Source organism: Clostridium sp. ZBS15, from assembly GCF_023845705.1.
GTDB classification, from domain to species: domain Bacteria; phylum Bacillota; class Clostridia; order Clostridiales; family Clostridiaceae; genus Clostridium; species Clostridium aquiflavi.
On the sequence record NZ_JAMQHY010000034.1, the window covers coordinates 65,146 to 86,927 of the forward strand.

Here is a 21,782-nt window from a genome sequence, read left to right on the forward strand (position 1 = left end):
ATACATATGTAAAAAAGAGCTTTTTACTACCATAAATTTGTATTGACCGTCATATTACGCTATGATATAATTTAATAGCTATTTAATAATAGTAATAATAAGTTAACTTATTGGAAGAGGTGAAAAATATGAAACAAGGCATACATCCAGAATACCACACAGACGCAGTGGTTAAGTGTGCATGTGGAAACACTTTTACAACTGGTTCTGTTAAAGAAGAACTTAAAGTTGAAATATGCTCTAAATGCCACCCATTCTTCACTGGTAAGCAAAAGATCGTTGACGTTGGCGGTAGAGTTGAAAAATTCAACAAAAGATTCAATCTTGATACTAAATAGAACGTTGAGGGAAAGACTTAGTCTTTCCCATTTTCTTTTTATGCATATATAATTAAAAGCTCTATAAAATAATATTTAAAAATTATGTTAAACATGATAAACTACTTGTATGTAATTTAGTAGAAATGAGTGGAATTTAATGAAAAAAGTTTTAATTTTAACAACTTCTACGGGGCAAGGTCATAATCAAGCTGCTGATTCTATATCAGCAACGTTTAAAAGCTCTGGATATGAAACTGTTAAATATGATTTCTTATATAAAGGTAGTAAATTTTTAAGTGATTTAATTGTAAAAGGATATGAAATTCTAGCTTGTAAGCTTCCATATTTTTATGGATTATTTTATAAGTTAACAGACACCAAATTTACTAATAAATTATTAAAAATAGTTTTTTTCTTTACTAAAAAGAAGTTATTTAAATTAATAAATGATACTAAACCAGACATAATAGTGGCTACTCATGCATTATCTATAAATATAGTAACAGCATTTAAAAAACAAGGATTGAATATTCCTTATATATTAATAGTTACAGATTTTAAGGCACACTATACTTATATAAGTGATTCTGTAGATGCTTATATTACTGGAAGCAACTACACAAAACATTCTTTAATAAATAAAGGAATAAATCCAGATATAATATATCCTATTGGTATTCCTATTAAGAAGATTTTTTATAATAAAAATAATTCTCTTAATAATTTAAATGATGAATATTTTAATTTATTATTAATGAGCGGAAGTCTTGGATTAAATACAATTTCATTGGTTTTAAAAGAATTATTAAAAAATCCTCATAAATTAAGAATAACAGTAGTTTGTGGAAAAAATAAAAAATTAGAAAAATCGTTATATGATTATTGTTCTAATAATTCTTATAACAATAAAAAACTACATATTTTAGGATTTACAAAAGATATTCCTACATTAATGGATTATTGCGATATAATAATTTCAAAACCTGGCGGATTAACCGTAACTGAATCTATTGTGAAAAACATTCCTTTAATAATTCCTTTTGCAATTCCTGGTCAAGAAATGGAAAATACAGATTTTTTAGTTAAATCTGGTTACTCTCTTTATGTAAAAGACTTAACTCAATTAAATAATACTGTAAATTATTTAATTGATAATCCTATAGAATTGCAAAATTTAAAAAATAAATTAATGCTACAGTCATCTAATTATAGTGTAGATGAAATTGTAAATATAGCTGAAAATTTAATAAATAAAAAATAAGTAGAAATTTAAAACTTCTACTTATTTTTTACTTAATACATTATTTTTTATCTGTTATTCTGCTTTCTTTTTTCAAACTCTACTTTCTTAAATACATTTATAAACTCTTTATTATCTGCAGTTTTAGATAACATACCTATAAGATTTTCTGTTACATCTTCTATGTTTCCATCTCTATACATAACTTTTCTTATTGTATATGCTACTTCTTGTTCTTCTTTAGAGAATATTAGATCTTCTTTTCTAGTTCCTGATTTATAAATATCAATTGCAGGGAATATTCTTCTCTCTTGTAATTTTCTATCAAGATGAACTTCCATATTTCCTGTTCCCTTGAATTCTTCAAATATCATATCATCCATTCTAGATCCTGTATCTACAAGAGCTGTTGCTAAAATGGTTAAACTTCCACCCTCTTCAATATTTCTTGCAGCTCCAAAGAACTTTTTAGGCATTATTAATGCTCCTGGATCTAATCCACCTGATAAAGTTCTGCCTGTCGGTGTTATAGTTAGGTTGTACGCTCTTGATAATCTAGTTATACTATCCATAAGTATCACAACATCTTTACCTTGTTCAACCATTCTTTTAGCTCTTTCTAATACTATTCTTGATACTTTAGCATGATTTTGAGGCTCTTCATCAAATGTTGAATATATTACTTCTCCATTTATAGATCTCTTCATATCTGTAACTTCTTCCGGTCTTTCATCGATAAGAAGAACTATTAGCTTTATATCAGGATAATTTGTAGATATATTTTGTGCTACTTTTTTTAATAAAGTTGTTTTTCCCGCTTTAGGTGGGGCCACTATAATTCCTCTTTGCCCTTTACCTATAGGGCAGATTATATCCATAAGCCTTGATGATAAATCCTTTTCATCAGAAGTCTCAAGTCTTAATCTTTCTTTAGGGTAAATTGGTGTTAATGTTTCAAAATATTTTCTTCCTATTGCCTTTTCAGGATGTTCACCATTTACCTTTTCAACAAATAAAAGAGCTTTAAATTTTTCTCCTTCTTTTGCTTCTCTTACTTTACCTTGTACTTCATCACCTGTTCTTAAATTAAATCTTCTAATTTGAGAAGGTGAAACATAAATATCTTCACTACTAGTTAAATAATTTTTACATCTTAAAAAACCAAAATTATTATTTTCTAGTATCTCTAAAATCCCCTTAGCACTGTTAGATTCGCTTATCATGTTATTTAATTTTTCTTGTTTTAATGCTGGATTTTCCTCATTACTTTTGATACCAGTCTTATTATCTGTATTATTAAAACTATTACTATTATTATTAAAATTACTATTATTTGAAGCATTATTAGTAAAAGTAGTGTTATTATTAGTAACATTATTACTAATAAACTTATTATCATTTCTTACTTTTGAAGATATTTTTTCTCTTAAAATAACACCTTCTTTTTCTACTGTATTAGGTGATTTTTTTAATATTTCATCTATCAGTTCATTCTTTTTATATTTTGATATATTCTTTATTTCTAATTTTTTTGCAACATCCTTTAATTCAACTAAAGTCATGCTTTCATATACTTGCTTTGTCAAGCCAGCACCTCCAATTTTAAATTAACAAATAAATTATTGCGATAAAAATCATAATAATTTTATTCATTAGCTTCTTATAAACTAATTTAAATTTCTCATTAATAAAAATGCATACTTAAAATTTTATTATTTATATTTCAATTAACATCAGCTTAGGGAATTCTTTTAAGATTCTAAATCAAGATATGTATAAAATAACACTTTTAAATTCTCTTATAACTTATTATATCCAAATAAATATTGCATTAAACATATTTATATCGCATTTATATATTTAAAGTATTAACTAATATTATAATTACTTTTAAGATATTAGTAAATATATAATTATTTTAACATAAAAAAGAGCTTTCTTTTTCAAGAAAGAAAACTCTTTTTTATCTTATCTTTGCTTTATAGCTGCTTCAATAAATCCTGTAAATAAAGGATGTGGTTTATTAGGTCTAGATTTTAATTCTGGATGGAATTGTACCGCTACATACCATGGATGATTTGTAACTTCAACAATTTCAACTAATCTTCCATCAGGACTAGTTCCAGCTATTTTCATTCCTAATTCAGCTATTTGTTGTCTAAATTTATTATTAAATTCATATCTATGTCTATGTCTTTCACTTATAAGTTCAGAATTATAAACTTTATATGAATTACTTTCTATATCTAATTTACAAGGATATTGGCCTAATCTCATAGTTCCACCAAGATTTTCAATATCTTTTTGATCATTCATAAGATCTATCACTGGATATTTAGTACATGGATTTATTTCTGAACTATTTGCTCCATCATATCCTAACACATTTCTAGCGTATTCTATAACAGCACATTGCATTCCTAAGCAGATTCCAAGAAAAGGTATATTATTTTCTCTAGCATATTTTATAGCTGATATTTTACCTTCTATTCCTCTATCACCAAATCCACCTGGAACTAATATTCCGTCAACACCACTTAAAACTGCACTTACATCTCCTTGTTCTAGTTCTTCTGCATTAACCCATCTAATTTCTACTTTTGTATTATTCGCATATCCACCATGATTTAATGATTCAACTACTGATATGTATGCATCATGTAATTCTACATATTTACCAACTAATGCGATTTCTATTTTTTCTTTAAGACCTTTAATCTTTTCAACCATTTTAGTCCATTCATAATTGTCTATGTCTCTACATCCTAAATGAAGTTTTTCACAAACTAAATTATCTAATCCTTCTTCATGTAACATTAATGGTACTTCATAAAGATTATCTGCATCTAAGTTTTGAATCACTGAATTTCCATCTATATTACAAAATAATCCTATTTTAGCTTTTATATCATCACTAAGTTCTTTTTCTGTTCTACAAACTATAATATCAGGTTGTATACCTATAGTTCTCAATTCTTTTACTGAATGTTGAGTAGGTTTTGTTTTTAATTCTCCAGCTTTTCCTAAGTATGGTACTAATGTAACATGAATATAACAAACATTTTCGGCTCCTACTTCACTCTTTATTTGTCTAATAGATTCCAAGAATGGTTGGGATTCAATATCTCCAACTGTTCCACCTATTTCTGTAATTACAACATCTATATTTCTTTCTTTTGCTACTTGATATACTTTATCTTTTATAGCATTTGTTATATGAGGAATAACTTGAACTGTTCCACCTAAGTATTCTCCTCTTCTTTCCTTTTCTATAACAGAACTATATATCTTACCAGTTGTAACATTTGAATTTTGAGTTAAACTTTCATCAACGAATCTTTCATAATGACCTAAATCTAAGTCTGTTTCTGCTCCATCATCTGTTACGAAAACTTCCCCATGTTGGTAAGGACTCATTGTTCCTGGGTCTACATTTAAATATGGATCAAATTTTTGAATTGATATATTTAGACCTCTGTTTTTCAATAATCTACCTAATGATGCAGCCGTTATTCCTTTACCTAATGCAGATACAACTCCACCTGTAACAAAAACGTATTTAGTGCTCATACTTATCCTCCCTATGAGAAATTTATTATTTTTTCATTTTTCTTATTGATTATATAATTAATTAGTGATATAATTGAAATTACCCCACTAATTACATAATGGGGTTATTTGTGCTGTAATAATTGCATTGCAACAACATAGATATTATAATAACACACAATTAAATTCATGACTAGACTTTTTTTTATATTTTTTCTATTCTATCTATATTATCTTGAATTTCAAAATATTTTTTTCTAAAATCTCTATTAATCAATAACTTTTCCTCAGCTGACTTCAAATTATTATTAACACTTTGGGAGGATTTTACTCTTAATATCTCTTTAGCATTTTCTTGTTCTAAGCAACTGTAATTTTTCAAAAGCAATAATAATAAGTATTTATTTTCTCTTTCTTTTAATAATTCTATTAAGTCTTGTTCTCCAATACCGTAGTATTCACAAAGTCCATTAAGTATATTTATATATTTCATTTTACTTATCACAAATATCACCTCCTTATTTAAATTGTTTCCATAAATTTCATATTAATTCAATATATAGATTTTAAAACAATAAAAAAATAAAAAAGATAACCCTTGTATAGATTATCTTTTTTTATAAAAACATTTAATATTTATTTATCATTTACCTTTATATCAACTACCAAATTAGTATTCATAGCTACTTGACCTTCTATCCCCATAGAATACTTAACATCAATAGTTCCACCATTTTCATTCACATCTATATCTAAATTTTTAGTATCTACATTCAATTTAAGAATTCCATATGGTGTTTTATATAAAGATGTTGATTTCATTCTTTTTTTAAAGTCCATCTTAGTTGTAGTTGATCCTTTTCTTTCTAATACGAATGAATTATCTCTAATAAAAATTATTGTTTTGGTTCCTTCCATTCCTGATATCTCAGTTTCATCATATTCAACTCTAAATTCATTATCATCTATATAAAATTCGCCAGGTGATATAACTTCTATTAGCTTATTATCATCCATAGAAGCATTGCTTTTAACCGTTATAATAGCCTTCTTTTTCATACTCGTCTCCCTCTTAATATGATATGATATTCAATCATACTATTATGTAAATAACTTTATATTATTATTTGTTTAAATTATAATCTTCTAATTCTTTTTGAGTAACAGAATCTACATTTTTAAATTTATTAAATTCAGTAGATACATTTCCATATTTAACTTCTACAGATTTTTCATCTTTTCCTTTACTATATCTAACTGCAAATCTACAAGCCAAAGTCAAATCTTCTTCCGTTGGATTATTACCTTCTGGAATTATAACCATTGCACCATTAAATTTAGATGTAAGAAATACTAAATCTTCTTTTATTAATAATTTCTTAAACTCTTCCCCTTCCTCTGCTGTTCTAGAAACTATAATTTTAACATTATTAGGAGTAACAAAATGTCTTCCATATTTTAAAAGATCAATTTCTCTTTGAGTAATATCAGATTTTCTATTTACTAATTCTCTAAGTCTAATAGAATAATTAGGTTCTGTTAATTTACATCCACCTGCTGGTGATGGATAATCTTTTATACCCCATTTTTCAGCTAATTCCATTTGAATAGCTCTGCTTCTACCAGATATTTTTAGTAATTTTTCTCTATCTACTAAACCATCAATTTCCATTTGAGTAGGATTTAAATTTTGAGCACATAGAGGACGTAGTATTTTATCTGAATACCCAGATTCTTTCTTTACTATATTCAGAGCTTGTCTATTTTGAGACATTGGACGTTGATTTAAAACTTCACCTGTAATTATGAAATCAGCATTAAATTTTTCTAATAACTTTCCTGAATAATTCATCATCATTGAGTGACAATCAATACATGGGTTCATATTTTTTCCCCAACCATGTTTAGGATTTCGTACCAAATCAAAATGTTCTTCTGAAAAATCTATAACTTCTAGCTTTATACCTATTTGCTCTGTCATTCTCTTTGCATTTTCTTCATTAAAGAAATATGATTTAAAACAAATCCCTATAACTTCTATACCTTGTTCTTTTATTAACTTTGCTGCTAATATGCTATCAAGTCCTCCTGATATCATAGCTAATGCTTTTGCCATATATTAATCCTCCTATTTATAAAGTAATGTTTATTGCTATTTGAATAAATTATCTATTACTTCCACTACTTTAAATTTAATTTTTATATTATCTTTTGAATCCTTTTTGTTAATTTCTTCTTTTATTTTATTTTGAGTTTTTTCGTATTCAATTTTTGCTTTTGACTCATCTACAAAACATAATGGTGGGAACATAACACACCACCAATTTCTTCCTTGTCCACTTCCTATTATAATTCTAAAAGCTTCATAATTTCCTTGTGGCAATACTATATTTCCATAAGATTTTTCCGGAAAATTTTCTCTAGATAATTCAATATTTACATCATAAGCATAATTATTTTCTTTAATTACTTTTTTTGCAATTGATCTTACTTCTTCAACATTATTTTTTATTATTTCTCTAGACTCTTCAAGAGAATCGGATTTATTTAAATAAGGGTATAAGTAATTTATAACCTCATCTCTAACTTTTAATTTTAAACTTTGATCTTCATTTGTATCACTGTTTGCTATAACATGAAATCTTATTAAAGAATTCTTTACTTCTTCATAATTCAACTCTTCCGAACCATTATTATTTACCTTATTAAAACTTGTACATCCTACAATTAATGTAGAAAAAATAATTATAATCACTAAGCAACTTAATACTCTTTTCATAATTTCACACTCCTATACTTGAAATATTTTCCAAATATAAGGAGTTTTATTCAATTTATTTTTAAATTGTTCTAGTTATAAATACATCTACATATTTTTCTTTCATCTTTTCATAACACTTTTGAGCTTTTAACATGTCATCAAAGAAACCAAATACGGTTGGACCGCTTCCACTCATCATGCTTCCTAAAGCTCCACATGTATTGATTTCATCTTTTATTGTAGAGATAATTTTATATCTACCTAAAGTAACATTTTCAAGTAAATTTTTCATATTATTTGCTATAAAATCAATATTATTTTTTTTAATATTTGATATTAATTCATTTGTTTTAGGGTGAAAAATAACCTTTGATAAATCAAAAGCCTTATAAACCTCTTTAGTTGATACTCCAAATGGAGGTTTTACCACAACTAAAATTTTATTTCTAAATGGTTTTAATTTAGTAACTTTTTCTCCAATTCCTTCACATAATGCAGTACCACCACAAATACAATACGGTACATCTGCACCCAAATTTAATCCTAAATTCATTAATTCCTGCTGAGATGCATTTATATTAAACATTTTATTCATAATTTTCAAAACCGCAGCTGCATCAGTACTTCCACCTGCCAATCCTGCTGAAACAGGTATATTTTTTTCTATATTTATACAAATTCCACTTTTTATATTATAAGTTTCTTTAAATAAATTAGCCGCTTTATATGCTAAATTTCTTTCATCTGTAGGCACATAAGACTTATTACATTTCAGGCTTATTCCACTCGGAATCTTTTCAACTTGAACTATATCATATAAATCTATGTTTTGCATTATCATTTTTAATAAATGATACCCATCTTCTCTCTTGCCAATTACATCTAAGGAAATATTTATTTTTGCATAAGCCTTAATATTCATTTTTCTTTGCCCCTTCTAAGTACTTTAGGCACTTTAAAGAAAATAATTTCTATTCAGTTATTTAAGTAAAATAAAAAAAATATCAAACTAAAATTTCTGAATACTTATGTTCTTTCAAATGCCTTAGTAACATTCTAACATAGGGAAAAAATCCTGTCTAATTAAGAATAAAATATTTCTTTTATAAATTAGATAACTTTAAATCTAAGGAATTATTGGAATTTTTATTATTTATATATTTTACAATTGATTCTAAATCTTCAAAAAACACTACTATTGTATCGCCTTTTTTACTTATCATTAATGCCTTTTCTAAAGCTTTTGTTTCATCTAAACATACATGTATTTTAGCATTTCTATTTTTCCTTAACACACCATTTTTTATTAGTGAAGCAATTTCTCCTTCACTTCTTCCTCTTCTATCTTTATCTTCTTTTATTATTATTTTATCTAAAATTTCAGAACATATTTCGCCTATTTCTATAGCTATATCATCACATCTATCACCAGGAATTCCTATTACCCCAATTAAATCTTTATCTCCTTTGATTTTAGATAAAGATGATAGTACCGCTTTATATCCTTCTATATTGTGACCATAATCTAATATTATTTTTCTATCTTCTATTTCATAAATATTAAATCTTCCATTATTACTGTTTAAATCAAAGTTCATTATACCTTTTGAAATCATACAATAATCTACATTAAGGCCTACTAAAGCTCCACATGCAGCCATTATATTTTCTAAATTATATTTTAATAAACCATTATAAGAAAGCGGTACGTCATTTATAGAACATATTAAATATCTTTTATGATTATTTACTACAACTATATTATCATTTTCTATAAAGACAGATATTCCACCATAACTTATATTTTTTTGTATTAATTCATTATCAGCATACTTTGAGAAAAATATTTTATTAGCTTTAATTCTATTAATTATAGTTTTGCTCCATTCATCATCAGCATTTAATATAGTGAATCCATCTTCTTTTACTGCTTCTCCAACTAATGATTTAACAAAGCTTAATTCTTCCATAGAATTAATACCATCTAAACCTAAGTGATCATTAGTTATATTAGTTATCACAGAAATATCTGCAATATCATAAGCTAATCCTTTTCTAATTAATCCGCCTCTTGCGGTTTCTAGTACAGCTATATCAACATCTCTATTTAATAGTATTGTTTTTGCACTGTTAAACCCTGAATCATCACCTTTATGGATACATCTATTATTAACATATATTCCTTCAGTAGATGTCATTCCTACACTATATCCCATTTGACTTAATACATGGTTTATTAATCTAGTAGTTGTTGTTTTACCATTTGTTCCTGTTACAGATACTATTGGTATATTCTTAGGATTTTCACCATACATCATATTAATTATTGCTTTACCAACATTCCTTTCAATTCCTTTAGACGGAAAATGATGCATTCTTATTCCTGGTGCTGCATTAACCTCCATAATAACACCATTATTTTTAGCTATATCACAAGATATATTATCTACACATAAATCTATTCCACATATATCTAGACCCAATGCTTTGGCTGCATTTATGCAATGATTTATATTTTCTTCACATATATCATCTGTACAATCAATAGCTATGCCCCCTGTAGAAATATTAGCATTTTCTCTTAAAAATACTCTTTCATTATCTTTAGGTATATAGCTAAGTGATACATTATTTTTATTTATATATGAAATTAATTGATCATCTATTTTTATTTTAGTTAAAGGTTTTTCATGATCCTCACCTCTTAAAGGATCTTTATTAATATTTTCTATAAGTTCTTTTAAAGTGTCCTTTCCATTTCCTATTACAAAAGGTGGTATTCTTAATGATACTGCCACAACTTTATAATCAACTACACAAACTCTATAATCATTTCCTTTAACATATTTTTCAATTAATATATCTTTGAACTTATTTTTCAAATTATTATATGATTTAATTAATTCATTTTCATTTTTTATGTTTAAATATATTCCATTTCCTTTACTACCATATTGAGGCTTTAGAACTACCGGATATCCAATTTTTTCAGCACATTTTAATAAATCAATTATATTATAAACTTTTCCACCTAATGCTACTGGTATATTTTGATTTTCTAGTAATTGTTTTGTTAAAAGCTTATCACAAGAAATATCTACTGCAACACAGGTTGTTTTTTCAGATATAGCAGCTTCTATTACTTTTCCTTTTTTCCCATATCCAATTTGATAAAAACCACTATTGCCTAACTGAGTTATAGGCATATTATATTGTTTTGCAGCTTTACAAATAGCATTTGTACTAGGTCCTATTTCCTCTGAATTTAATATTTCTTTTATTGAATTTATTCTCTCTTCAAAATTTATCGGAGATTGAATTATAAGAGCATTTATTAAATCAACAGATAATCTAAGGCATTCCATAGCTGTTTTAGCATATTCATATTGAAAAATTATATAATATCTATCTCCTTGTATTTCTCTAGCTTTTCCATAAGCTACTTCTATTCCTAATCTATTTTGCAACGCAATTGTTATATGCTCACATATATGTGCTAAGTAAGTGCCTTCTTTAAGTCTTGTAACAAACCCACCATCTTCATCTATACCACATCTATGTGTATACAATTCTGGTACAAGCTTTAACAAATTAAAATTAAAATTAGGTATATCTTTACTTGGAGTTTCACAATATCCCTGTAAATCTACATCTATTCTTATGCATTTTTTATGAGAATATATGTTTTTTCCTTCATATATCCTTTCCTGTACTACTTTCATTACTTAACTTATCCTCCTCAAAAGGTAACTTTTTTATAAGATCAAATTTTTTACTATTAGTTAAAATATGTAATTTAACATTATACATGCTTAAAATGTCTTCTCCATAAAGTTCTGAGACATTTGTATATGTGATTTCACTTCCATCAATAAAATATACAGCACCTTCACCTATTACTTCTATTTTTCCTTCTTGATTAACTATTATTGCTGTATTTTCATCTATTCCTATACCTAATACTTCTGGATTTTCTGCTATACCAGTTAATAATCTACCAATTCTTCCTCTTTGAGCAAAATGTTGGTCAATTATAACATCCTTTATAAGTCCTAGACCGGGAGCCATTTTTAGAGTACATTTCCTTGGAGATTGTTCATCTGATCCTTCAACTATCATTGTATCGCTCATAACTGATGCTCCAGCTGATGTTCCCACAATAAATATTCCTTTTTTAAAGGCTTCCTTTAAAGCTGAATATATAGGACTTCCTCCAATTAAGCTGGTTATTCTTAATTGATCTCCACCTGTAAAAAATATTAAAGATGAATTTTTAATAAGTTCTACATTTTCCTCATTAAAAGAATCCATTCTTTCACTAATATCTAATACTCTTATATTTTTAACTTTTAATTCTCCAAAAGCTTTTTTATATTTAATCGCTGCTTCTTTAGGAAATTCTGTAGCAATGGTTGCAATTAATAAAATATCCTTATCTTTATCTATTGAAGCACATACTCTTTTTAAAATTTCTTTCTTCCCTTCTTTGTCTTCTCCTCCTCCAATTATTATCAGATTTCCATTTAAATTTTCATTCAAACTTTATCACCTCATATCATGTGCATTAGATATTGTTTCCATCAAAAAAATAATTATTCAAAAAAAAAGAAAAAGGCTTCATTATTCAGCATAATGAAGCCTTTTTCTATTGTTTCAATCTACATTTTAATACATTCTTTATATTTTAGTATAAATATCAAATAAAAGTTTAATTTTATTTATTTCTATTTCAGAATCTTTATATCATAATATGAATATTATTTTTAGAATATAGCTCTTCCAGGAATTATAAGTTTTTTACCACATTCGATATCATCTTGATCTTCTATATCATTTATTTTTATTAAATCGTCTACTGTAGTATTATACTTTTTAGCAAGATCCCATAAAGTATCATCTTCACCTACAACATATATAGTGACACTAGATTTTTTCTCTGGAACTTCCCCTTCTTGCTCTATAACATCACATATAAATTGTTTTTTAACTTCATAGCATATCTTAGCATACAACATTGCAGAAGCCTTTATTGCTATTGTATTTGCTTCTATAGTTGCTTCTAAGCTCTCAAGATTGCATTTTATTATTGCCTTCATTCCCTTTTTAGCACCTTGAATGTCTATTATTGAATTAAATGGTATATCTGCTTTTACATTAGCTAAATACTTATCTTGATCACTTGTTTTATACAACACATCAACTTTTAGAACACCTTCTACAATAATCTTATCATTTTCAACTTGTTTGTCAGATATTAACAATGTTCCATTAGAACAAATTATTTGCTCTGGTATTAAATTATTTTCATTTAATGCTATATTATCCTTAATAATAATTTCTGAACTATTTGTCCCTTGTATAGCACCTAATTCATATTCTTCTTTTTTCAATTCTATTGGAAAATTAGGACAATATGCATCTTTTATTACATCAACATTTTCTTTTGAAAATACCTTTATATTTGCTTTCACTATAAATTCATTATTTATTATTCTTACTTCTCCTAAGTCGTCTTCTTCTAGCATCAAATCATTATTTTGAATATTATATGACACAGAATACATCATATCTGAATTAACGCCTTTTACTTCCTCTTCTTTTGATAAATAAACATCATCTTCAATAGATATTATTTCTTTAGATTCATCGCCTTTATAAAGAATGTTTAATTTACAATAGCAACTTAGATATACTTTATCTTCCAATATTTTTATTTCTTTTTTATGAAGTAATAATGAACATTTTAAGATTTTACTTATTTGAGGTTTGTCCATCCCCACTCTAATATTAGATTTTCCAACTAATTCAACTTCTTCATTTGCACTAATTCTATTAATTTTTTCAGTCTTTTTTAAAATTTCTATATCATCTGTTCCTTCTATATCTTTAACAAATTCAAATTCACTACTCTTATACATCTCCCAATATATTTCAAAAACACCTTGGATAGATATTTTTCTTTCATTCATTATAGTAGCTTCAATATGTTCCACTTTACATTCTAATTCACAAACGATTTTATGTTCTTCTTGGTTCAAATCAATATTGCTACTAAATTTTTCCGTATAGCTAACAGAGTTTACAACCATCCCCTCTTCTCTAGCTAAATACAAAACTGTATATTCAACCATTCCTTCTAAAGCAATTTTATCACCAACAAATTCCTTACTAACTATTACAGGTCTAGCTTCAACAGTTAATATTTCTTGAACATCTGGATGGGTATCTGGAATTAAATATTCTTCTTTTAAAACACAATCTGAATTACTCTCTTTTATTAGTTGTTCAAAACCTATACTTTCTTTTATTGCATCTATTTGTGACATAACATATCCCTCCTATAGAATTTCTACTATTATTTATATAATCATTACTACGATTTTATGAATAAATAATATACTTTTTTCTAAATTATATTTACCAATTAATTTCAGAATTTTTAAATTATTTGTCGTAAAAAATTTTTTTGTGATTTTTATCGATAAATATGTTGACATATATTATATTTTGTCGTATTATTGTAATTGGTTATTGACCATATAACCTCTCATAAATTCTCAATACCCTTTTATACCATAGTTGAAAGATGGAAACCCACCATCTTTCTTTTTTTATGCCTTTAAATAAATTTATTACCTTTTTTATTGTTTTTTATATGAAAAATGCTTTTTCTATAATGCATCACAGTTCAAAAATTCTGTAATTTTAAATGAAAAAAACTTCGATTAAATCGAAGTTTATATTGATTGCGGAAATACCAATTGTACAGTCTTTGTTAATACATCTGAGTAACTATATGTCACAGTCCTTGGGGTGTCAGTCTTTAGTTTTATTACAAATATGCTATCATATACGCTGTCAATTACTCCATCATTAACTAGAATCTTTTTTCTTCCTCCATTAGCTCTTAAGGTTACTTTATCACCTACATGCTTTTCTATGTCTTTTTTTATTGAGGAAATTGTTTTTATTGTTTCCATTTAAACACCCTCTTTCTAATTCAAAATTATACACTGAAAAGAGGTTTTTGTCAAGTAAAATTTATATTTTATCATTTATCTATAGGTTTTGTCAATGTAAATATATTGAATTCTACATTTAAATTTTCTCTTCTTGGTCTTATTATTAAGGTTTAGGTCTTATTTTATTCATTTTTTATAAATTATTTCTAAACAAATGGTGATTTAGGATAACCTTCTCTATATTTACCTCTTGTTTGTAGTCCTCCTATCCCCTTTATACCTGTTATTGTATTCTCTATAACATCTTTAATAGAAACTATTTCATCTATTCTTGTATAGGCTATTTTTTCACAAACAAAAACCGGATCTAAGCAATGAATTAAAACTCTACTTGGAGATGATGCAAAATTAGCTCCTGCATCAAGCATACATTCATAACAGCTCTGACATGCCCCTGCAAATATAACCAATTCATCATAACTAGAATTGTAGTCTCTTAATGCCTTAATAGATTCTAAGTAATATTTAGAATTTCTATAATTATTTAAATCTAAATAATTTCTAGAATTTTTTAACACTCCATCATGACCTGTTAAAACTACTATATCTGGTTTTATCTCCCTTACTAAGTCAACTATAATACTAGGTTGCTTACTCTCAGGAATGCATCTTCCAATTGCATCTAATGATAATTGCTTATATACTTTTAAACATGTCTCCATATAATCACTATCACCATCTACATGAAGTATTTTTCCGGGTCTACCAAACATCAATTCATTATCAGGCTTTATCTTTGGTGCTTTATTTGCTTTTTCCCTAAAATCAGTTCTTACAGATAATGCTTTTTTTATTGCATCATTTACTCTTGTATTTAAAATTTTATCTTGTGAAGCCATGAATTTATCATTAACTTCTTCTAAGTCTTCTTCTGAAGAGTCAGCTATAATTCTTATACTTATTCCCTTTAAAATAAATACATTTTTCCCATTTTCATTTCTAATATCTATTATTTTAAATGTAACATCTTTATCATAAGACTTTCTTACCACAATATCTCCTATATCCATTTTTTCTCCTAAATATATTAGTATAATTCATATTATGATGGTAAAATTAAAAGTTTCTTATGTGGTAAAATTAAAGCAAAGTACCTACGCCACACTTCAATTGACAATAGGCTATATTTTAAATATGTGTTGATATATGCAATAGGTAAAGTGGCATATATCAACACACTGCTAAAACATAGCCTTACAAGAACAAAATCGCTAAGGCGACTTTGGAGCCGTCGATTTTTTTAGCCATGCACCCTTTCCAAACGCAGTGCAGGAATAATGGTGCGGCATATGATTATTTTTTATTCTTTAGGGGTACTCATAATACCTTTAAAACACATTATTTTAAAAGTTATCCACAAATTTTTTAATAATATAAATTCCTAAAGAATAAAATAAGTCCTATTAATATAAGAACAACTTATACTAATAGGACTTTTTCCTATCACATTCATTACTCAATAGTATACTCTTTTTTAAATTCATTTAAGAATGATAAGAATTTATCTTTTTCTTCTATTATTGAACTTAGCTTATTAGTAAATGTATTTTGCCCCCAATTAACTTCATTATAATAATACCTATTTGCCAATCTCCAATATCTTTGTGGAAATTGTAAGTATGCATATAAGACTTTATATTCATCATCTCTAAGTTTAGACACTGAATTATATGATTCAATAATAGCTTTAGCAAAATCAATATTCCAATCTACTCTTTTTAAAACTTTTATCATAAAATTACTTATATCAAAAGTTCTAACTTCTCTCTTGCAATAGTCAAAATCTATTATATGTGACTTTTCATTACTATCTATAATTATATTATGATAAGTAAAATCATGATGACAGAATGTCTTTTCTTGTTCTGCAACCATACACAATTCATAGTAATTTGATTCCTTTAATGTTTGCAAGGCTTGTTTGCCTAATTCCCTGTAGAATTCTACTGATTTTAGATATATCATATCAAAATCATTTTTTATATTTCTTTTTCTTATAATATCTTTCATTTTGTCTAAAGATTTTGTTCTCTTTTCCATTAAATGAGGCCATCTTCCTAAATCACTCTTTAATTTTGAATTTTCTGGTGGATCATATCCCTTAGATGCTTCATGCATATATGCAAGAGTTTGCGCTGCTATTTTCACCTCATCAATATTTCTAAAATCGCACTCTCTGCCTTCTAACCATTCAGATAAAGTATATAAATCCTCATTTACTAGTGCATATGGTTCATCATTAACATTTAAATAATATCTATCTAAATAACCAAAACCATTCTTTATTAAATGTTCTTTTGCACCATATACAAATAATAATTTTTGAGGCCCATAATTTATCCTCTTTAAACATCGTTCTCCCTTGTTAGTCTTAAGATAGTAAACACCCTTATTAGCCTTAATTATTTCTATCTTAATATCGAACTGTCTTTCTATTTCAAATTCCCTCATCATAGTGCTCACCTCCTTTATAATTTATATGTGCATATTACTTCTTTTATTAACATTTTTTATATTCTTTTAATATAATAAATTAATATAAATTCTTTGAAAGGATTAAATAATGCGAATAGGAATAGATGGTAGAGCTGCGAAATGGTATAGAGGCACTGGTATTGGCACATATACTCATGAATTAATTAGAAGCTTAAATACTATTGATAACACTAATGATTATTTAATATTTATGCCAAAGTGTGATTCTCTAAATAATCTAAACGCTAACTTTTCAATACAAAATGTAGAATCAAGCGATGATTATGATAACTTCTGGGATGAAATTAAAGTTCCTAATATTTTAAATAACTCAGATATGGAAATTTATCATGTACCTCAAAATGGAATTGGACTTTCTAAAAATATTAATTGTAAAAAAGTAATTACACTACATGATATTATTCCACTTAGAATGCCAGAAACAGTTAGTGATAGATATCTTAGAATTTTTAATGATGAATTACCTAGTATATTAGAAAATTGCCAAGGTATAATTACTGTCTCTGAGTTTTCTAAAAACGATATAGCTAATGAATTTAATTTTCCAAAAGAAAATATATATGTTACTCCTCTTGCAGCAGAAGAAATTTATAGACCATTAAGTAAATGTCAATGCAAAAAAATAATTAGTGAAAAATACAATATAGATGATAATTTTATTCTTTATGTAGGTGGATTTAGTCCACGAAAAAACATATTAGGATTAATTGATGCATACTCTAAACTTCCTTATAGCACAATGGAAAAAACTAAGCTTGTTATTGTAGGAAAGAAAGGCCAATCATATTTTAGATATAAAGAACGTGCTGAAAAATTAGGAGTATCATCTAATGTAATATTCACTGGTTTTATTCCTCTTGAAGATATGCCTGTATTTTACAATGCAACTGAAGTTTTAGTTTATCCATCATTTTATGAAGGATTTGGACTTCCTCCGTTAGAGTGTATGGCTTGTGGTACACCTGTTATAGTATCTAATGTTACATCTCTTCCAGAGGTATGTTATGAGTCTGCTCTATTAATAGATCCTCATAATATAGATGAATTGTCTTATGACATCCAAAGAGTGCTAGAAAACAGTGTTTTAAAATTAACTATGGTTAATAAAAGTTTAAAGAGAAGTTCTAAATTCTCATGGAATAAAACTGCTTATGAAACTATAAATGCTTATAAATCAATATTATTTGAAAATAAAATTTCACGAAAGTAAATTGGCATGTCTAATAAAGGTTGATATTGTAATTAAGTTTATGTAATATTCACTTCTTAACTTTGAATTTATATTACATAAAAACTTTCTTACAATATCAATAATATTTTTAAACATATGCACTTAAAAAGCTGTCTCAAGTAATTTTGAGGCAGCTTTTAGTTGTTTTTAATTTAATTGCTCCGTCCACTATGATTGTACATATATCAACATTTTGATAAAACATAACTTTTATATTCTTCTATAAAATCTTTTCTAAATTGCTCATTATTTAATTTTGAATTAAATCTATTTAAATAAACTTCATAATCCCATTTCTTTCTCTTGTAATAATAATCTCTTGATATATTATAAAAATCTCTAGGAAAATATAATAGTATATATAATATTTCCTTTTCTTCTTCCATCAAAGGTAAAACTTCTTCATAAGAATTTATTGCTAATAACATCTTATCAATATCAAATGCAGAATTTTTTATAGATTTTAATATAAAATCTGCTATATCCATTATTCTTAAATCTATAGTTAAAAAATCAAAGTCTATTATACTTACATCCTCTTTTTTTATTAAGAAGTTATGATATGCTAAATCATTATGACATAATGATATAGTTTGTCCATTTTTTCTTAAATCAGTATATTTACTTTTTGAAAGCAATTCTTTAACAACTATAATATCTTGCAAATATTTATCAACATTATTAATAAATAAATTATCAAATTCGTTCTTATATTTATATTTACTTACTAGTTCTTTTAAAAAACTAAGTTCATCATATGCCTTCTCAAATTTCCACTCCAATGATTCATCTAAAAAATCTTCATTTAACTTTTTTATTAATTCTTCTCTAATACCACTAGAAGCCTTATGCATTAATGCAATATTCTTAGCACATAATTTTATCTCTAAAGGGTTTGTAAAACATGCTTCTCTTCCGTCTAATAAGTCCATTACAACATAAGTTTTATCTTTCCACTTCTTATATATTGAACCATTTTCAAACTCACTATAAGTTATTATATTATTATACTTATCTTTTATATAATTTAACGATTCATTAATTAAAGTTAATTTTTTTTCATTACAGTCTACTTTTTTTAAAATTTTATTACCATTATCGGTGTATATTATAAATACATTTCTTACTGGACTTATATCGTTTATGTTAATTCCTAATTCATTAAAAAATTCGAAACTCAAATCGTAATCACATAGAGAATTCCTCTCAGCATATCTAATCCTATTCATTTACATCCTCCCTATAAATAAAGAAACAACTCCATTATTGTATCTTCTAGCATTCTTGCTTAGTAAAAATAAAAATATTGTATATATTCACTATCAGATAAATATTTTACTTTCATAATCTATACTATTTTTAAATTGTTTTGAAAATTCTTCATATGTTTTTAATTTTTTATTGACTCTATACTTTTCCCATATTTTCAAAGTATCTCTTGGAAAACTACACAAGGCTCTCAAATAATTTATACTGTAATTAGATAAATGTGATTCATATACAAAAACTTTTATCAATTTTTCTTCATCTATACAATTATTTTTTCTTTTAATTCTTTTTATATATTTATATAAATCTTCTTCTACTAAGTTATATGACATATACTTCAGACTTCCTATTTGAATATTACCATTAAATCTTAAATTTCCTTGATCACTCCTTCCAATACATAACTCTTCTCTATTCATGCTTCTTTCTATAATTCCAAAATAATTATGAGAGTATATATAATTTATTACATCATTTGCTTGATTTAATAATCTTCTACCATCTGAAATAATTAATTTTTCAAAATCATTCTCTATTCCTCTATTCATTATATTTTCATAATCCCTTTGTAATCTTCTTATTTGAACCTTATAACTCTCAATTTCTTTTCCTATAGTACTCTTAATTCTAATCAAAGACTCATTATTATATCCTAATAAAATTTTTTGGAGATTAACCATTGTTTTTACTTGATCTATAGCTTTTTTATTGGTTATATTTTTATCATATTCAAAATACTTCCCCGCAATATCTATTCCCTTACTGTTTAAATATTGCATTATATCTAATTCTTCTATTTTAATCTCCTCCTTTGAAGTAATCCTCTATAAATGCTTCTCTTTCATAACAATCGTCTAAGTATTTATTTAATTTATTAATAAAAAATTCTTCTCCCCAAGATTGTTGTTCCCAATATACTTGTATTCCTAACTGCCAGAAGCATTGTGGAAATCTAATAAATTCTCTCATTAATGGAATTTCTTCTTTTTTCAATTCAATTATATCCTCATAATTTTTCAATATTAAATCTGCTTTTTTATCTTCCCATTTTCCATATTTCATACTTCTTATACAAAGAGATGATAGATCATGTAAATGAGAATCTAGTATACAATAATCAAAATCAATTATATTAATTTCATTATTGTTATCAATTAAAATATTGTGATTTGCATAATCATGATGACAAAATCCTGATTTAAATACTTCTTTCTTCATTATCTCCATATAATTATTTCTTTTTAAACCTTCAATACTTTTTTCTGCTCTTTTTAATTCTTTATCTATATTTTTTAAATATAATAAATCAAAATCTGACTTATTAGCCTTTTGACTTATCCTATTTTTAAAATCTAATATTTCATTAGATCTTGTTTTAAATACATCTTCCCAAGAAAACCAACCTATCCTAGGTTGCATCCTATCATTTATTGTGAAATTCTTACTACACTCATGTAATTCTGCTAATTTATTAGACACCTTAGCCAGTTCAAATGGATTGTCATAATTGCTTACTCTAGATGGTATCCATTCTGTTAAATATGCATATTTTCCATCTAAACTAATATATTCTTTACCATTTTTAGTCCTAATAAATTCAGGAATCTTACTAAATTTATTTTGCTGTAGATGTTTAATTGCAGACAAAATAAAATAAAAGTGTTCAAAATTATACTTTATAATTTTTATAGAATAACCTTTATCTTTTGATATTACCTTATAACTATTTTTAACTTTTTCTAAATTATCTACTTCTATTTCATAATTTTCTTCAATATAATCCTTTATTTTTAATACCATATCATTATTTTTCATAAAATTCCCCAAAAATATTATTCTTTTTATTGTATGTTATTTAATAATTTATTGTGATTTAGTAGATATAAAACAACTA

Annotated in this window: 19 protein-coding genes; 3 read left to right on the plus strand and 16 right to left on the minus strand. The window is 26.0% G+C overall.

The genetic code is table 11. The features are described from left to right. Nucleotides 1–128 precede the first annotated feature (128 nt). Both rpmE and NG904_RS09980 read left to right on the plus strand, forming a co-directional pair. Nucleotides 129–338: a 50S ribosomal protein L31 gene (gene rpmE / locus NG904_RS09975; RefSeq protein WP_252216317.1), complete on the plus strand. Its 210-nt coding sequence runs from the start codon at nucleotides 129–131 to the stop codon at nucleotides 336–338. A gap of 139 nt (nucleotides 339–477) precedes the next feature. Then, a complete protein-coding gene (locus tag NG904_RS09980) occupies nucleotides 478–1,581 on the plus strand; it encodes an MGDG synthase family glycosyltransferase (RefSeq protein WP_252231436.1) in 1,104 nt (367 codons plus the stop codon). Between the two features lie 47 nt (nucleotides 1,582–1,628). On the opposite strand, the gene rho is transcribed toward NG904_RS09980, so the two are convergent. The 13 genes from rho to NG904_RS10045 all read right to left on the minus strand — a co-directional run bounded on the left by rho (nucleotide 1,629) and on the right by NG904_RS10045 (nucleotide 17,346). Continuing rightward, nucleotides 1,629–3,146 (minus strand): transcription termination factor Rho, encoded by a 1,518-nt coding sequence (rho, locus tag NG904_RS09985; RefSeq protein WP_252231443.1) that lies wholly within the window; start codon nucleotides 3,144–3,146, stop codon nucleotides 1,629–1,631. A 382-nt stretch (nucleotides 3,147–3,528) separates the two neighbouring features. Then, entirely contained in the window at nucleotides 3,529–5,130 is a 1,602-nt protein-coding gene (pyrG, locus tag NG904_RS09990) for a CTP synthase (protein WP_252231445.1), read from the minus strand. Nucleotides 5,131–5,314: 184 nt separating this feature from the next. Beyond that, nucleotides 5,315–5,614: a hypothetical protein gene (locus tag NG904_RS09995; protein ID WP_252216313.1), complete on the minus strand. Its 300-nt coding sequence runs from the start codon at nucleotides 5,612–5,614 to the stop codon at nucleotides 5,315–5,317. Between the two features lie 131 nt (nucleotides 5,615–5,745). Next, the gene (locus NG904_RS10000; protein ID WP_252231448.1) at nucleotides 5,746–6,168 is read right to left on the minus strand and encodes a YwiB family protein; all 423 of its coding nucleotides are present in this window, start codon (nucleotides 6,166–6,168) and stop codon (nucleotides 5,746–5,748) included. 64 nt (nucleotides 6,169–6,232) lie between these two features. Next, entirely contained in the window at nucleotides 6,233–7,225 is a 993-nt protein-coding gene (locus tag NG904_RS10005; RefSeq protein ID WP_252231449.1) for a tRNA 4-thiouridine(8) synthase ThiI, read from the minus strand. A gap of 36 nt (nucleotides 7,226–7,261) precedes the next feature. Beyond that, entirely contained in the window at nucleotides 7,262–7,888 is a 627-nt protein-coding gene (spoIIR, locus tag NG904_RS10010) for a stage II sporulation protein R (protein WP_252231458.1), read from the minus strand. 61 nt (nucleotides 7,889–7,949) lie between these two features. Next, nucleotides 7,950–8,792, minus strand: coding sequence for a 4-(cytidine 5'-diphospho)-2-C-methyl-D-erythritol kinase (gene ispE / locus NG904_RS10015; RefSeq protein ID WP_252231468.1), 843 nt, complete (start codon nucleotides 8,790–8,792; stop codon nucleotides 7,950–7,952). 181 nt (nucleotides 8,793–8,973) lie between these two features. Then, nucleotides 8,974–11,592 carry a cyanophycin synthetase gene (gene cphA, locus NG904_RS10020; protein WP_252231470.1) on the minus strand — a complete coding sequence of 873 codons (2,619 nt, stop codon included), beginning with the start codon at nucleotides 11,590–11,592 and terminating at the stop codon, nucleotides 8,974–8,976. Beyond that, nucleotides 11,564–12,409, minus strand: coding sequence for a cyanophycinase (locus NG904_RS10025; protein WP_252231472.1), 846 nt, complete (start codon nucleotides 12,407–12,409; stop codon nucleotides 11,564–11,566). The genes cphA and NG904_RS10025 overlap by 29 nt, the downstream gene beginning before the upstream one ends. Nucleotides 12,410–12,633: 224 nt before the next feature. Continuing rightward, nucleotides 12,634–14,196 (minus strand): DUF3794 and LysM peptidoglycan-binding domain-containing protein, encoded by a 1,563-nt coding sequence (locus NG904_RS10030; RefSeq protein ID WP_252216276.1) that lies wholly within the window; start codon nucleotides 14,194–14,196, stop codon nucleotides 12,634–12,636. A 411-nt stretch (nucleotides 14,197–14,607) separates the two neighbouring features. Next, nucleotides 14,608–14,850, minus strand: a complete 243-nt coding sequence (locus NG904_RS10035) for a Veg family protein (protein ID WP_003369318.1) — start codon at nucleotides 14,848–14,850, stop codon at nucleotides 14,608–14,610. Between the two features lie 188 nt (nucleotides 14,851–15,038). After that, complete coding sequence (gene yabG / locus NG904_RS10040; protein WP_252231482.1) at nucleotides 15,039–15,902, minus strand: sporulation peptidase YabG; 864 nt, start codon at nucleotides 15,900–15,902, stop codon at nucleotides 15,039–15,041. 442 nt (nucleotides 15,903–16,344) lie between these two features. After that, complete coding sequence (locus NG904_RS10045; protein ID WP_252231484.1) at nucleotides 16,345–17,346, minus strand: CotS family spore coat protein; 1,002 nt, start codon at nucleotides 17,344–17,346, stop codon at nucleotides 16,345–16,347. Nucleotides 17,347–17,455: 109 nt separating this feature from the next. On the opposite strand from NG904_RS10045, the gene NG904_RS10050 reads away from it, so the two are divergent. Beyond that, nucleotides 17,456–18,598 carry a glycosyltransferase family 4 protein gene (locus tag NG904_RS10050; protein ID WP_252231486.1) on the plus strand — a complete coding sequence of 381 codons (1,143 nt, stop codon included), beginning with the start codon at nucleotides 17,456–17,458 and terminating at the stop codon, nucleotides 18,596–18,598. A 206-nt stretch (nucleotides 18,599–18,804) separates the two neighbouring features. Here NG904_RS10050 and NG904_RS10055 read toward each other — a convergent pair whose 3' ends face one another. The 3 genes from NG904_RS10055 to NG904_RS10065 form a co-directional block, all read right to left on the minus strand. After that, nucleotides 18,805–19,848 carry a CotS family spore coat protein gene (locus NG904_RS10055; protein ID WP_252231488.1) on the minus strand — a complete coding sequence of 348 codons (1,044 nt, stop codon included), beginning with the start codon at nucleotides 19,846–19,848 and terminating at the stop codon, nucleotides 18,805–18,807. A 93-nt stretch (nucleotides 19,849–19,941) separates the two neighbouring features. Beyond that, the gene (locus NG904_RS10060; RefSeq protein ID WP_252231490.1) at nucleotides 19,942–20,667 is read right to left on the minus strand and encodes a spore coat protein; all 726 of its coding nucleotides are present in this window, start codon (nucleotides 20,665–20,667) and stop codon (nucleotides 19,942–19,944) included. A gap of 19 nt (nucleotides 20,668–20,686) precedes the next feature. Continuing rightward, on the minus strand, nucleotides 20,687–21,703 hold the full coding sequence (locus tag NG904_RS10065; protein ID WP_252231492.1) for a CotS family spore coat protein: 1,017 nt from the start codon (nucleotides 21,701–21,703) through the stop codon (nucleotides 20,687–20,689). Nucleotides 21,704–21,782 lie beyond the last annotated feature (79 nt).

Bases quoted from the DNA above. Each gene is read 5' to 3' on its own strand.
- rpmE (WP_252216317.1), top strand. From the start codon at position 129: ATGAAACAAGGCATACATCCAGAATACCACACAGACGCAGTGGTTAAG.
- NG904_RS09980 (WP_252231436.1), top strand. From the start codon at position 478: ATGAAAAAAGTTTTAATTTTAACAACTTCTACGGGGCAAGGTCATAAT.
- pyrG (WP_252231445.1), bottom strand. From the start codon at position 5,130: ATGAGCACTAAATACGTTTTTGTTACAGGTGGAGTTGTATCTGCATTA.
- NG904_RS10000 (WP_252231448.1), bottom strand. From the start codon at position 6,168: ATGAAAAAGAAGGCTATTATAACGGTTAAAAGCAATGCTTCTATGGAT.
- NG904_RS10005 (WP_252231449.1), bottom strand. From the start codon at position 7,225: ATGGCAAAAGCATTAGCTATGATATCAGGAGGACTTGATAGCATATTA.
- spoIIR (WP_252231458.1), bottom strand. From the start codon at position 7,888: ATGAAAAGAGTATTAAGTTGCTTAGTGATTATAATTATTTTTTCTACA.
- ispE (WP_252231468.1), bottom strand. From the start codon at position 8,792: ATGAATATTAAGGCTTATGCAAAAATAAATATTTCCTTAGATGTAATT.
- cphA (WP_252231470.1), bottom strand. From the start codon at position 11,592: ATGAAAGTAGTACAGGAAAGGATATATGAAGGAAAAAACATATATTCT.
- NG904_RS10030 (WP_252216276.1), bottom strand. From the start codon at position 14,196: ATGTCACAAATAGATGCAATAAAAGAAAGTATAGGTTTTGAACAACTA.
- NG904_RS10035 (WP_003369318.1), bottom strand. From the start codon at position 14,850: ATGGAAACAATAAAAACAATTTCCTCAATAAAAAAAGACATAGAAAAG.
- yabG (WP_252231482.1), bottom strand. From the start codon at position 15,902: ATGGATATAGGAGATATTGTGGTAAGAAAGTCTTATGATAAAGATGTT.
- NG904_RS10045 (WP_252231484.1), bottom strand. From the start codon at position 17,346: ATGATGAGGGAATTTGAAATAGAAAGACAGTTCGATATTAAGATAGAA.
- NG904_RS10050 (WP_252231486.1), top strand. From the start codon at position 17,456: ATGCGAATAGGAATAGATGGTAGAGCTGCGAAATGGTATAGAGGCACT.
- NG904_RS10055 (WP_252231488.1), bottom strand. From the start codon at position 19,848: ATGAATAGGATTAGATATGCTGAGAGGAATTCTCTATGTGATTACGAT.
- NG904_RS10060 (WP_252231490.1), bottom strand. From the start codon at position 20,667: ATGCAATATTTAAACAGTAAGGGAATAGATATTGCGGGGAAGTATTTT.
- NG904_RS10065 (WP_252231492.1), bottom strand. From the start codon at position 21,703: ATGAAAAATAATGATATGGTATTAAAAATAAAGGATTATATTGAAGAA.